The 12,619-nt window shown below is 67.0% G+C and carries 9 protein-coding genes; 7 read left to right on the top strand and 2 right to left on the bottom strand.

The window, feature by feature from the left end:
* Positions 1 to 86: 86 nt before the first annotated feature.
* Both G342_RS0104325 and G342_RS0104320 read right to left on the bottom strand, forming a co-directional pair.
* Complete coding sequence (locus G342_RS0104325) at positions 87 to 782, bottom strand: CBS domain-containing protein (protein ID WP_018181880.1); 696 nt, start codon at positions 780 to 782, stop codon at positions 87 to 89.
* A 127-nt stretch (positions 783 to 909) separates the two neighbouring features.
* Positions 910 to 2,856, bottom strand: a complete 1,947-nt coding sequence (locus tag G342_RS0104320; RefSeq protein ID WP_018181879.1) for an FUSC family protein — start codon at positions 2,854 to 2,856, stop codon at positions 910 to 912.
* 1,100 nt (positions 2,857 to 3,956) lie between these two features.
* On the opposite strand from G342_RS0104320, the gene G342_RS0104310 reads away from it, so the two are divergent.
* From G342_RS0104310 to G342_RS23230, 7 genes are all read left to right on the top strand, one after another.
* On the top strand, positions 3,957 to 5,300 hold the full coding sequence (locus G342_RS0104310; RefSeq protein WP_018181877.1) for an ABC transporter substrate-binding protein: 1,344 nt from the start codon (positions 3,957 to 3,959) through the stop codon (positions 5,298 to 5,300).
* Between the two features lie 187 nt (positions 5,301 to 5,487).
* Complete coding sequence (locus G342_RS0104305; protein WP_018181876.1) at positions 5,488 to 6,354, top strand: carbohydrate ABC transporter permease; 867 nt, start codon at positions 5,488 to 5,490, stop codon at positions 6,352 to 6,354.
* Positions 6,347 to 7,273: a carbohydrate ABC transporter permease gene (locus tag G342_RS0104300; RefSeq protein ID WP_018181875.1), complete on the top strand. Its 927-nt coding sequence runs from the start codon at positions 6,347 to 6,349 to the stop codon at positions 7,271 to 7,273. Before G342_RS0104305 ends, G342_RS0104300 begins: the two co-directional genes overlap by 8 nt.
* Positions 7,270 to 8,322, top strand: a complete 1,053-nt coding sequence (locus G342_RS25120; protein WP_018181874.1) for a Gfo/Idh/MocA family protein — start codon at positions 7,270 to 7,272, stop codon at positions 8,320 to 8,322. Before G342_RS0104300 ends, G342_RS25120 begins: the two co-directional genes overlap by 4 nt.
* The gene (locus G342_RS0104290; protein ID WP_018181873.1) at positions 8,319 to 9,920 is read left to right on the top strand and encodes an N-acyl-D-amino-acid deacylase family protein; all 1,602 of its coding nucleotides are present in this window, start codon (positions 8,319 to 8,321) and stop codon (positions 9,918 to 9,920) included. The genes G342_RS25120 and G342_RS0104290 overlap by 4 nt, the downstream gene beginning before the upstream one ends.
* Positions 9,921 to 9,945: 25 nt before the next feature.
* Positions 9,946 to 11,100 carry an alanine racemase gene (locus G342_RS0104285; RefSeq protein WP_018181872.1) on the top strand — a complete coding sequence of 385 codons (1,155 nt, stop codon included), beginning with the start codon at positions 9,946 to 9,948 and terminating at the stop codon, positions 11,098 to 11,100.
* Positions 11,101 to 11,464: 364 nt separating this feature from the next.
* Positions 11,465 to 12,514, top strand: coding sequence for a lactonase family protein (locus G342_RS23230; protein WP_018181871.1), 1,050 nt, complete (start codon positions 11,465 to 11,467; stop codon positions 12,512 to 12,514).
* Positions 12,515 to 12,619: the final 105 nt, after the last annotated feature.

The following is a 12,619-nucleotide window of genomic DNA, read 5'->3' as shown; positions in this document are numbered from 1 at the left end:
ACGCTCCCCAATCGGGACGCCATGGCCTTCGACGTGTAGCCGCCGGTCGGGACCGGCGCGCGACGATCTCCTCCAAACGCCAGCCCTCAGGGCAGGACGACCCTGTCGGCCATCGGTTCCACCCAGACGAGGCCATCCTCAACCGATTTTGAGCCGGCAACACGTCGCGCCGCCTCCACGGCCGTGACGTGTGCCTTCTCGTTGAAAACGATCCCGCGCAGTTTGATCACGCCATCCTCGACCCGAGTCCGTACGAAGCTCCTGCCGAGTTCACCGGCAATAGCTGCCTCAACCTCGACCTGCAGCTTCGCATCCGCGGAAACGTGCCGGTCATCGCCAGGAAGGCGTCCACTCAAACCTTTCAGAAGATCAATCCGAGCCACAAGCCCGACTAATTTTCCATTCTCAACCACCGGAAGCCTCTTGATCTGACGCCCGACCATGAGGTCGGCAACGTCATCCAGACGATCCCCTTTGTTGACCACGACCAAATCTCTGGACATGACGTCACCCACGGACCTCTCGTAGATTTCAGCGTAGTCTTCCGCCGATTTGCCGGCGCTGGCGAACCACTCCAGCCACCAGGGAGACTTCCGCTCGGACACAGTCTTGCCACGCCGCAGAAGGTCGCCCTCACTCACCATTCCGACGAGTGTGCCATCCTCCGAGACCACCGGGAGTCCGCCGAATCGGCCCGCCACCATCAGGCGGGCCGCTTCACGAACCGTCATCGAGGGAAGAATGGCGACGACTGGCGTTGTCATTATGGTGTCGACCAGCATGGCCCTCTCCCTGCGACCCGAAAATCCGCCCGAACGTTTCCAAATAGGGCGCTGCTCACCGCCCAGTAGGACTTGGCGAAGCTTTCGACGGCGGAACGCAAGTCGGGGCTCCAGCCCATTCGCCTTGCTAGCGCGTCGGCTCCAGCATCCGTGTCAGTTGGTCGAGCTCCACGTCGATCTCGTGGAACACCGCGTCGGTATCGGCCGGCTTGCCAGGACCGGCGACCGACGCATGCTTCAGGGCTGTCTCGGCTCCCAGCGATTTCAAAACCGCGACCCGCTGCTCGACCGCGTCCGGATCGAGGACCGCCGAGCCCGCCATGGTCTGGTGCGCCAGCCGGGTGATGCGATCGCACAAGCGCTCCGCCTCGACGATGACCGGGAACCAGGCGGCAGCCTCGCGGCTGGCCGGCGGCGGCTCCGCGAGCGAACGCTGCAGCGCCGTGCGCACATTGGAGAGGCTGCTATAGGCGGCCATCATCGCCATCAGCAGGGCGGATCGGGCTGAGGGGAGATCCGCCGCGTCGGCGGGAGCGGGCGCGGAAGCCGCACGGAGATAGGCCGCGGCGGCGCTCATCGCCTTGGTGAAGGAAGCGAGGATCTTCGACCCTGGGTTCTGCGGCCAGACCAGGTAGCCGAAGACGAGCGCGATCGCCGAGCCGATCAGTGTGTCGACCAGGCGTTGCGGGCCGAAGTCGACGGTTGCCCCAGGCACCGTCATGTCGATCAGGAGCAGCACGAGCGGCGTCAAGACTGCGCATTGCAGCGCATAGCTGCGCTGGCCGGCGGCCGGCATTAACGCGCCGAGCACGCCCATGCTGGCCAGCAACCACCATCCCTTGGGAAGGAAGGTCATCAGGACCACGCCAAGGACGACGCCGAGGATCGTGCCGAGCGAGCGCTGGACCGCGCGGACGAAAACCGAGCCGAAATCCGGCTTCAGGACGATCACGACGCAAAGCGGAATCCAGTACGACCGAGCGCCGCCGAGAATGTCCTGCGCGACGAAGGCGATGCCGAGACAGAGTGCCAATTGCAGGGCCGAAAGGACGACGTCGTGTCCAAGGGCCAGCCGCGCCGCCAGCGCACGCAGACGCGTAGCGAGATCCGGGAATGACGCCGCCGCCCGGTGACGCGCCCTGTGAATCGGGCGCGGCGGCACGGTGTCAGGCCACAGGCTGTCGGCAAGGTTGTCGACAAGGCTGCCAAGCCGGCTCGCTTCCGGCAGGTCGGCCGGGCGCGTCGGTCGTCCGTGCCCCTTTCGGACCGCCGTTGCGATCTCATCCAGATAATGCGCAACGCCATGCAGCTCTGCCGGCTCGACGCCGCCCGCCACGATGCCCGAGAATACCAGGTCCGCACTGGCCAGCACGACAGCGTGCCGATTGGTCTCCGGCGTGCTTCCCGCATCCTGCTGCCGGGTCTGCAGCAGCCCGGAATAGGCCTTGAGCATCGCATCCGTCACATGGCGGCGCTGCTGCTCCAGCGGAGTGGCGAGTGACGTCGTTGCCTTGTCCGGCGTCGGCCGGGCGGCGCATCTGGCGAATTGCGCCAGCGCATGAAAGAGCTGCGCCAGCACCGCCCGCTCCGGCATGCGCCGGTCGAAGGCCGCCTCGATCGCCAGCAGGAACGCCGCATAGGCGGCGCCGGCCGCGAACAGAAGCGGCGGCATCCACAGCGACGAGGACGGATGGCCGGCGGCGATGACGGCGAGAATGAGCATCTGCATGGCGCCGGTGGAATAGGTGGCGCCATAGCCGCTGACCAGGCCGGAGACTAGGCCGAGCAGAATCAGAAGCATGAGCGTCAGCGGCCCGTGCCCTGCCACCAGAGCGCCCAGCACGAACCCCGCCATGGCCATCGGCACGATGATGAGGAAGTTCTCGAAGCGGATCCGATAGGGATCGGACTGCACCTTGGTCGAGTTCAGCAAGGCGCCGAGGCCGACAAGGAGAGACGCTTCCAACTGCCCGGCGAGCAAGCCGATCGCAAGCGGCACCGTCACCGCCAGCGCGGTGCGAATCGAATGCCGCCAAGGCCAGGCCGTCTTGGGATTGAGACGGGTCAGGTTCACGAGCCATCCGGCAGGCTTATGTGTCAATGTCGCGAATCCTTCATGCCCAGCCGCCGAGCGCCGGCGGCACTGCAAGAATCCGCCAGCGGCACTGCAAGAATCCATTGTGCAGTCAGTTAGTTGGAAACAGCCGGCCGAATCAACCGCGGGCCGCCTTGTCATCGTTCACGCGTGAAGCGATAGGCGCCGGAGCCGAGCGGCGCGACAGTCGGCCGGACAGGCGTGGACGGCGTCGCGCGCCTGTTGAGCCCGGCGGGCGGGGCTGGTAGGACGGCACATCCGCCGCCGCCATCCAGCGGCCACCGAGGAAGCCGCCCTGTCCCGCGCCGACGAACTGAAAACAGCCCTGATCGCCGAAGGCATCGAGCTCGCCGTCGCAGAGGCGATCGCCGCCGCCGCGGCGGAACTGCCGCCGCCGAGGATCAGCACGCCGGAAGAAGTGGCGGCGCGCCGCGCCGAACGACGCGAACGCATCGCTCGCGAAAAGGCAGACGGCACACGCCGTCCCGACGGTTCGAAGGCCTAGGTCCCCTCGTCCGGATCGGCGGCTCGCCGCGCCGTGCCATCGGTCTCCCTGCCTCGCCGGAGGCGTAGCCCATACCCGACAGTCGATTGCGCCCGCGCGTCAGCGGGCCCTTTCGGCTGCCCGTGGCGCTGAAACCCAACCCTATCAGCGCCGCTCATGCCGAATCAACATTGGCAGGACCCTGGAGACGGCGGAAACCGTCCTGAAATCCATGCGTTAGCCGACTGTGCGTGACTGTTTCACTTACAATATTAGGCGTTGATATTTGATATGAGCTGCCATAGCGTGGCGCTTCATAGGGTGGCGGAGGCAGCATCGCACCGGGGCCGGAGGGGTTCAGGCGGCGCAGGTCACCGACACCGGATCGAGGAGCCGTAACGACTGACAGGCGGAGGCCGCGGCGGCCCGGAACGCCACCGCGAACGAGGCCTCCATCCAGCTCCGGAGGCGGGAAGGCCGGGCTTCGACGGGCGGACGACACGCTCGCGCGGCCAGGAACGACAGCGGCGAGGGTGCAAGCCCGGACCCTGACGACACCAAGCGGGTTCACACCATCCAAGGGAAGGGATTCACTATGAAAACGACCGATTCAGCTGGGAAGCGCGGCACGGGCGGCCTCGATCGGCGCGCCTTTCTGAAGGCCGGCGGCGCCACGGCGCTGGCCACGATCATGGCCCCCGCCTTTGCGGGCCGCGCCCAGGCCGCCTATTCCGGCACGCTCGACATGCTGGCCTGGGATTTCCAGCCCGACACGATCAAGACGCTGGTCGCCGAATGGACCGCCAAGGGCAATCCGGCCGTCAACGTCGCGGTGATCCCCAATCTCGGCTACTCGCCGGCGCTGCAGACGCGCCTGCGCGGCGGCGACGCGATCGATCTCTATTACAACTTCGCCTACAATTCGCAGAAGTTCATCGACCAGGGCTGGGCGGCCAAGCTGAACGGCCTTCCCGGCGTCGACGACATGGTCGCCGACATGTTCGAGAGCGCCCGCGCCGCGCATGTGAACGCCGCCGGCGACATCATCAGCGCGCCCTATTTCTCCGCCGTGCACATGATGCACTACAACGACCGCATGCTGAAGGAAGCCGGCATCGCCGCCGCGCCCCAGACGCTGAAGGAAGTCTACGACGCCTCGAAGATCCTCAAGGACAAGAAGATCGTCGAGAGCCCCTATGTTGCCTACTGGGTCAAGGAATTCTGCGAGGAATACCTGCACACCTACCTGCTGAACGAGGGCATTACGGCGTTCGACACCGCCGGCAAGCCCGTCTTCGCCGACGATGCCAAGACCGAAGGCGTCTTCGAGTGGTGGCAGACCATGTACCAGGAGGGCCTGGCGCCGAAGTCGGTGCTCAGCGACGATCCGGGCAAGCTGTCCAACCAGATGGCCCAGGGCGACGCCGCCTTCTTCGTGCTGCACCACTACTTCCTGTCGTCGATCCGCAGCCTCGGCGGCAAGGAATCGGCGAATGTGATGCAGGGCCCGATCGGCGGCGCCAACCACACCTTCCAGATCGGCGAAGTGCTGCAGCTCGGCGAGATCGGCGACGAGGAACGCCGCAACGCCGCCTGGGACCTGATGAAGTTCTACGGCTGGAAGGATTCCGCCGGCAAGTTCACGGTGTTCAACCAGTGGGCCAAGGCCGCCGGCCTCGCCGCGCCCTATCCGGGCTTCTTCAAGGATCCGGACGTTATCGCCGCCTTCCCGGACTATTACGACCTGCCGCTGATCTCGAAGACCTTCGAGACCGGCTCCAAGGTCGTGCCAGCCCGCACGCTGCCCTGGTATCCGGACTTCCAGGCGAAGGTCGGCGACGTCGTCCATGCACTACTGCTCGGCCAGGCGACGCCGAAGAAGACGGTCGAGGACCTGACCGCCGCGGCGAACTCGGCCCAGAAGGGTCGCAGCCTCTAGGGCGCTTTCGCCCGAAGCGGATACCGGGTCGCGTTGCGAAAACGCGACCCGTCCAGGCGTCGGGTCCTTCCTCGCTCTCCACGGGCGATCGAGGACTCGGGGCCGACTGTCCTGATTGACGAAAGCAAGGGGAGCGGCCGTGTCGGCTCTATCCAAAACCAGCGGACCACTCCCGGGGACCGAACGCATGTTCGGCCTCAAGCTGACGGCGCCGGCGGGCATCCTGCTCGCCGCGCTGCTCCTGGTCCCCACGGTTCTCACCGTCCTCTACAGCGTGCATGACGTGCCGGCCAACGGCCGCAGCCTCGGCCCGTTCGTCGGACTGGAAAACTACACCATCGTGCTATCGAGCAACGTGTTCTGGCGCTCGGCCTGGGTGACGTCGCTGTTCTCGATCGGCTTCGTCATCTTCTCGACGCTGATCGGCCTCGCCATGGCGATCCTGCTCAACCAGCGCTTCGTCGGCCGCGGCCTCGCCCGCGCGATGCTGATCATCCCCTGGGCGACGCCCTGGCTGGTCATCGGCATCCTGTGGAAGTGGTATGCCGACGGCAGCGTCGGCGGCCTCAACGCCATCCTGCTGAAGCTCGGTATCATCAGCGATTATCACGACTTCCTGTCGGACCCGAATTCCGCGCTCGCCCTGACCGTGGTCGCCGCCGTCTGGCGTCAGGCCAGCTTTGCCGGAATCCTGCTTCTGGCTGGCCTGCAGACCCTGCCGGACGATCTGAACGAGGCCGCCTCGCTCGACGGCGCCAATCTCTGGCAGCGCTTCACCAACATCACCATTCCGTGGCTGCGGCCGGCGCTGATCACGGTCACCGTGCTCAACATCATCTACGCCTTCCTGCAGTTCGACGTGATCTTCGCGATGACGCAGGGCGGCCCCGGCGATGCGACGCAGGTTCTGTCGATCCTGATCTACCGCCAGCTGTTCGGCGTCACCCAGATCGGCCTCGGCTCGGCGCTGGCGGTCATTCTCGGCGTCATCGCCCTGGTCGGCGGCCTGCTGACCGTGAAGATCCTCTACCGCGCGGAGCGTACCCATGGCTAACATCGCACTGGACAAGCCCCGCAGCCGCAAGCGCGCGACGAGCTTCGCCGCCAGCGGCGGCCGGCCGCGCAGCCTGACCGCCTCCATCGTCATCTATGCCAGCGTCGCCCTGTTCGCGCTCTGGGTGCTGCTGCCGGTCTGGTACCTCGTCGTCTCCAGCCTGATCACGCCGGCCCAGCTCGGCATCAAGCCGTTCCCGATCGTGCCGTCGAGCATCACCTTCGACAATTACTGGTCGGTGCTCACCGGCGACACCGGCTCGAAGGGCTTCGGCAGCACCGATGTCGGCTCGCGCCTGCTGCCGGCGATCGGCCAGAGCTTCTTCGTCAGCTCGGTGCTCGTCATTCTCAACCTGCTGATCGCCGGCCACGCCGCCTACGGCCTGTCGCGCTATCCGTTCTCCGGCTCGCGCCTGTTCGAACTGTCGATCATCATCTCGCGCGTCATTCCGGCGATCGCCATCATCGGCCCGTTCTTCGTCGCCTTCCGCGTGATGGGCATCCTCAACACGCCCTGGGCGCTGATCATCAGCTACAACGTCTTCACGCTGCCGCTGGCGATCATGATCCTGAAGAACTACTTCGACCAGCTGCCGCGCGAGATCGAGGAAGCGGCCAAGATCGACGGCGCGTCGCGCATGCAGACGCTCTGGATCATCATCGTGCCGATCGCCAAGCCCGGCCTGGTCGCCGCCGGCGTGCTGATCTTCCTCGAAGGCTGGAGCGAGTTCTTCTACTCGCTCGTGCTCACCAACCAGCTGACCGTGCCGCCGCTTCTCGCCGGCTTCCAGTCGGTGCAGCAGTTCAACTGGAACTCGCTGGCCGCCGCTACCGTCATGTCGATGATCCCGCCTGTCGTGCTGGTCATCATCTTCCAGCGCCACGTCGTCGGCGCGCTGACCGCCGGAGCCGTGAAATGACGAAGCGCATCCGCGCCGCGGTGATCAGCGCCGGCGCCTGGTCGCAGTCGAGCCACTTGCCGGCGCTCGCCGCCCATCCGGACGTCGAGATCGTCGCCCTGTCGAGCCCGAACGGCGAAACGGCGACAAGGCTCGCCGCGGCCTTCGACGTGCCGCTCGGGCTGACCGAATGGCGCGACGTTCTGGCGACGAAGCCCGACATCATCGTCGTCTCCAGCCCGCCCGTCGCGCATGAGGAACAGGTGATCGCAGCGCTCGAAGCCGGTGCGCATGTGCTGGTCGAGAAGCCGTTCGCGCTCGAATCCGGCGCTGCCAACCGCATGCGCGACACGGCGGCGCGGGCCGGACGCGTGCTGCTCGTCGGCTTCGGCTGGCCGGCGGCGCCCTGCTTCGCCCTGTCGAAGGCGCTGATCGACGCTGGTGAGATCGGTCCGGTTGAGCATCTCACCATGCATCTCGCCGTCAACACGCGGGCGCTGCTGATGGGCGGCACCGATGGCGGCTGGGGCGGAGCCGGCAATTCCGATGCCTCGACCTATACCGACCGAAAGATCTCTGGCGGCGGCTCGGCCGCCGTCTCGATGTCGCACCAGCTCGGCCTGATCGAATGGCTGGCCGGCGAGCCGATCGTGGCCCTCAACGCCAGCACCTATCCGCCGGGCCGCGACATCGACCTGCATGCCAGCGTCAATGCCGAATTCGCCGGCGGCGGTTCGGCGGCGATCAGCAGCGCCTCGACGCACGCCTATCTCGCCCGGCCGCAATGGCACATGGCGCTGTACGGATCGAAGGGGCAGATCTGGCTCGATTCCGTCGCCGACCATGTCCGCCTGGTGCGCGCCAATGGCGACGTCGTCGAATATGGCGAGGCGGAAGCCTCCGGCCTCTACGATTCCGGCGCGCCGACCAAGGCGCTGATCGACTGCGCGCTCGGCGCACCCGCGCCCACGGGACTTACGGCACAGCTCGCGGCCCATGTGGTCGCCGTCACGGACGCCATCTATGAGAGCGCCCGGACCGGACAGAAAATACGGATCCCAACAGCATGACTTCGAAGACCACGCTCTTTTCCGGCGGCATCATCGTCGATGGCCTCGGTTCCGATCCCGTGCGCGGCGACGTGCTCGTCGAAGGCGACCGCATCGTCCGCATCACCGACGGCACGAAAAAGCTTGAAGCCGATCGTACGATCGCCATCGACGGGCTGATCATCGCGCCCGGCTTCATCGACATGCACACCCATTCCGATCTGCAGGTTCTGGTCCAGCCCGATCACACCTCGAAGATCACGCAAGGCGTGACGACCGAGGTGCTCGGCCAGGACGGCTTGAGCTACGCGCCGATCGACGAGGCGACGCTGGCAGAACTGCGCGCCCAGCTGAAGGGCTGGAACGACGACCCGCCGGGCTTCGACTGGAACTGGCGCTCGGTCGCCGAATATCTGAAGCGTCTCGATGGCAACACCGCCGTCAACACGGCCTATCTGGTGCCGCACGGCAATCTGCGCATGCTGGTGATGGGCAACGCCCCTCGCCTCGCCACGCCGGACGAGCTGGAGCAGATGAAGGCGTTGCTGCGCACCGCGCTCGAGGAAGGCGGCGTCGGCCTCTCGACCGGCCTCACCTATGTGCCGGCGATGTATTCCGACACGGATGAGCTGGTGGCGCTCTGCGAGGTCGTCGCCGAATATGGCGGCTTCTACTGCCCGCATCACCGCAATTACGGCCTCGACGCGCTCGGCGGCTATCGAGAGTGTTTCGAGATCGCCCGCCGCTCCGGCGTCGCGCTGCATCTGGCGCACACGCACCTCTCGTTCGAGTGCAATCGCGGCAAGCTGCCGGAACTCCTGAAGATGCTCGACGACGCCATCGCCGACGGCGTCGATCTGACCTTCGACAGCTACCCCTATCTCGCCGGCATGACGACGCTGCTCTCACAGCTGCCGAGCTGGGCGCTGGCCGGCACAGGCGAGGAGCAGATGGCGCGGCTGCGCTCGCCGCAGTTCCGGGCGAAGATCATCGAGGCGCTCGACGTCATCGGCTCGGACGGCCATCAGGGCCTGACCGTCAACTGGTCGACCGTGCATGTCGTCGGCACGCCCGGCGCACCCGAGCTCGAATGGGTGATGGAGAGCGACCTCGCCACCGCCGCCGCCAAGGCCGGCAAGAAGCCGGCCGAGTTCGCGCTCGACATCCTCGTCGCCACCGAGCGCAGCGCGCCTTGCGTCTTCTTCATCGGCCATGAGGAGCATGTCCGTGCGCTGATGCAGCGCGACGAGCACACCGTCGGCAGCGACGGCATCCTGGTCGGCGACCGGCCACATCCCCGCTCCTGGGGCACCTTCCCGCGCATGCTGGAAACCTATGTGCGCGAGGAAAAGGTGCTGACGCTTTCCGAATGCGTCCGCCACATGACCAGCACGGCAGCCAACCGCCTGCGCCAGCCCGATCGTGGCCGCATCGTCGAGGGCGCCAAGGCCGATCTCGTCGTGTTCGACCACATGACGGTCAAGGCTCACGCGACCTATGAAGTGCCGCGCCAGGCGGCGTCCGGCATCTTCCACGTGATGGTGAACGGCGAACTGGCACTCGAAGACGGCCAGATGACCGGTAACCGCGCCGGCCGCGTCATCCGCATGCCGTCCTGATCACAGTCCCCCGCAGGTATTGACCATGTCCGCACTCGACACTTCCGCCCCGACCGCCTCCCTCTGGACCGAGATCCCGGTCGCAACGCCCGGCCTCGTCCTCGACCTCGACGTGCTCGACCGCAATCTCGACGAGATGGCGGCGATCGCCCGCTCGGCCGGGGTCGAGCTGTTCCCGCATGCCAAGACCCACCGCATGGCCGATGCCGGCCGCCGCCAAATCGCGCGCGGCGCGCATGGCCTCTGTGTCGCGAAGCTGGGCGAGGCCGAGGCCTTCGCCGATGCCGGCATCGAGCGCCTCTTCGTCGCCAACCCGATCTTCGGCGCCGAGAACGGCACCCGGGCGCTGGCGCTGGCGCGCCGGGCCGACACGCTGTTCGCGACCGACAGCGTCGACGCGGCCGCTAGCATCGGCGCCGTCTTCGCCGCCGCCGGCGAAAAGGTCCGCATGATGCTGGCGATCGATTCCGGCCTCGGCCGCGAGGGCGTGTCGCCGGCCAAGGCGCCTGATGTCGCCAAGGCGATCGCCGCCGCGCCCGGCGTCGAACTGGTCGGCATCTACACGCATGAAGGCAGCACCTACGGCGCCAAGGACAAGGCCGATCTCGAGGCGCGCGCCGTCGCCGCCGGCGAGGCGATGGTCGCCGTCGCCGAGGCGATCCGCGCCGAGGGCATCCCGCTGCCGATCGTCTCGCTCGGCGCCTCGGCCTCGGCCCGCGCCGTCGCCCATGTGCCGGGCGTGACGCAGATCCGTCCCGGCATCTACGCCTTCAACGATGTCGGCCAGGTCGCGCTCGGCAATGCGACGCTCGACACCGTCGCCGTCCGCGTCATCGGCACCGTGATCAGCCATCCCGATCCCGACCGTGCCTGCATCGACGCCGGCTCGAAGTCGCTTTCGACCGATCTCGTCCCCGCCGCGGCCCACCGGCACGAATATCCCGGCATGGGGCTGATCGTGAACGCGCCCGGCTGGGTCATCGACAAGATGTCGGAAGAGCATGGCTGGCTGCGCTGGCAAGGCGCGGGCGAGCCGACGCCGCTGCCAGTCGGCACGCGGCTGGAAATCGTGCCCAACCATGTCTGCATGGCCTTCGCCATGCTGCGCCGCGCCGCCATCATCCGCGATGGCAAGGTGACGGAGACCTGGGAAGGATTTGGGCCGGGCTCGTCGGAGTAAAGGGCTGAACCGGACGGACAAGGTCCGACGCGTCACCGCTCCCTGAGGGAGAGGTGACGAATAGCGCCTCATCGTGCTGGTCGGATCTTGCACCCTCCGCCGTCATCCCGGCGAAGGCCGGGATCCAGACACACGGGCCTGTGGCCGACAGGCTGGGACCAAGATTTCTTGGCCGGTGTTCATGGGCCCCGGCCTCCGCCGGGGCGACGATGCCCCTGCCATGGGCCGTGGGTCGCATGGCGACCATTCGGTGTTTTGCAGCGGCCTCCTCGGGGAGAGGTGAAGTAGAGCGTCTTGTTTCAGAGCCAATGGATCTTGCACTAAGCTCCACAGGAACAGAAAGATTCGATCGGGGGAGACCAATATGTCCGACTACAACCTCGCCGTCGGCGAGGCGCTGTTCGTCGCCTCGCGCGGCGTCTTCGAACTGCATGGCCTGACGCGCTGGGTGCAGGAGGACGGCGTCTGGAAGGGTGAAACGCTGGGGCGCGCCGAGCAGCTTTCCGCACTCTGCTGGCACCCGACGCTCCCGGTCATCTACGGCACCTCGCGCGCCGGCATGGACGGCGAGATCCACGCCTGGCGCATCGACGGCGACAAGGCCGCGACGATCGGCGAGAAGAAGAGCGCCGGCGCCGAGCCGTGTCATCTGACGGTCGATCCCTCGGGAAAACTTCTCGTTTTCACCAACTACACCACCTCGACGCTCGGCCTGCAGCGCCTCGGCGCCGATGGCGGCTTCGACGGCGAGGTTGCACTTGTAAAGCTCTCGGGTGGCGGCCCGGAGTCGGATCGCCAGGACGACGCGCATCCGCATCAGGCCTTCTTCGTCGGCGAGACGCTCGTCATCATCGATCTCGGCGACGATTCGATCCGCGAATTCAGCGTCGACCTCGCGAAGCCCGGCGCCGCCGCGCTCTCCGAGACGCGGGTGACCAAACTTCCCGCCGGCTGCGGCCCGCGTCATGCCGTCGTGCTGCCGGACGGCCGCCTCGCCGTCTCGGGCGAGCTCGGCTCCAACCTGCTCGTCGGCCATCTCGGCGCGCCCGAGGGCGCCTGGCAGAGCGTTCCGAGCACGACGCGGCCGGGTCCGCCCCGCACCCGCCACCGCCGCAATTATCCCGGCGACATCCAGCGCTCGGCCGATGGCCGCTTCGTCTATTTCGCCAATCGCGGCAACGACACGATCGCGACCTTCGACGTCTCGGGCGCCGAGCCGGCGCTGGTTTCGGAAGTCGATTCCTCCGTGTTCTGGCCGCAGCATCTGCTGGTGCATGGCGACCACCTTCTGGTCGCCGGCTGGGATTCGTCCCGCGTCGCCGCGCTGAAGCTCTCCGACGGTGTGCCCGGCCCGGCCGAGACCGCCTTCGAATGCGCCGGCCCCGGCTGGCTGCTGCTGCAGAGGACGGCCTGACGACGCCTCGTCCCACCCTGTCGGAGCCTCGACCGGCCGAATTGGTCAGCCGGTATTAAGATCCTGCCCTTATGGTCGCGGCGCGTCGACGGCGGCGCGACCGGC

Origin of the sequence: Kaistia granuli DSM 23481, from assembly GCF_000380505.1 — a bacterium.
Classification (GTDB): domain Bacteria; phylum Pseudomonadota; class Alphaproteobacteria; order Rhizobiales; family Kaistiaceae; genus Kaistia; species Kaistia granuli.
The sequence above is the reverse complement of the archived record's forward strand: the minus strand, read 5'-3'. Positions and strand labels throughout refer to the sequence as shown.

Excerpts from the sequence above, each read along its gene's own strand:
- G342_RS23230 (WP_018181871.1), top strand. The coding sequence starts at position 11,465 with ATGTCCGACTACAACCTCGCCGTCGGCGAGGCGCTGTTCGTCGCCTCG.
- G342_RS0104310 (WP_018181877.1), top strand. The coding sequence starts at position 3,957 with ATGAAAACGACCGATTCAGCTGGGAAGCGCGGCACGGGCGGCCTCGAT.
- G342_RS0104285 (WP_018181872.1), top strand. The coding sequence starts at position 9,946 with ATGTCCGCACTCGACACTTCCGCCCCGACCGCCTCCCTCTGGACCGAG.
- G342_RS0104305 (WP_018181876.1), top strand. The coding sequence starts at position 5,488 with ATGTTCGGCCTCAAGCTGACGGCGCCGGCGGGCATCCTGCTCGCCGCG.
- G342_RS0104290 (WP_018181873.1), top strand. The coding sequence starts at position 8,319 with ATGACTTCGAAGACCACGCTCTTTTCCGGCGGCATCATCGTCGATGGC.
- G342_RS0104325 (WP_018181880.1), bottom strand. The coding sequence starts at position 782 with ATGCTGGTCGACACCATAATGACAACGCCAGTCGTCGCCATTCTTCCC.
- G342_RS25120 (WP_018181874.1), top strand. The coding sequence starts at position 7,270 with ATGACGAAGCGCATCCGCGCCGCGGTGATCAGCGCCGGCGCCTGGTCG.
- G342_RS0104300 (WP_018181875.1), top strand. The coding sequence starts at position 6,347 with ATGGCTAACATCGCACTGGACAAGCCCCGCAGCCGCAAGCGCGCGACG.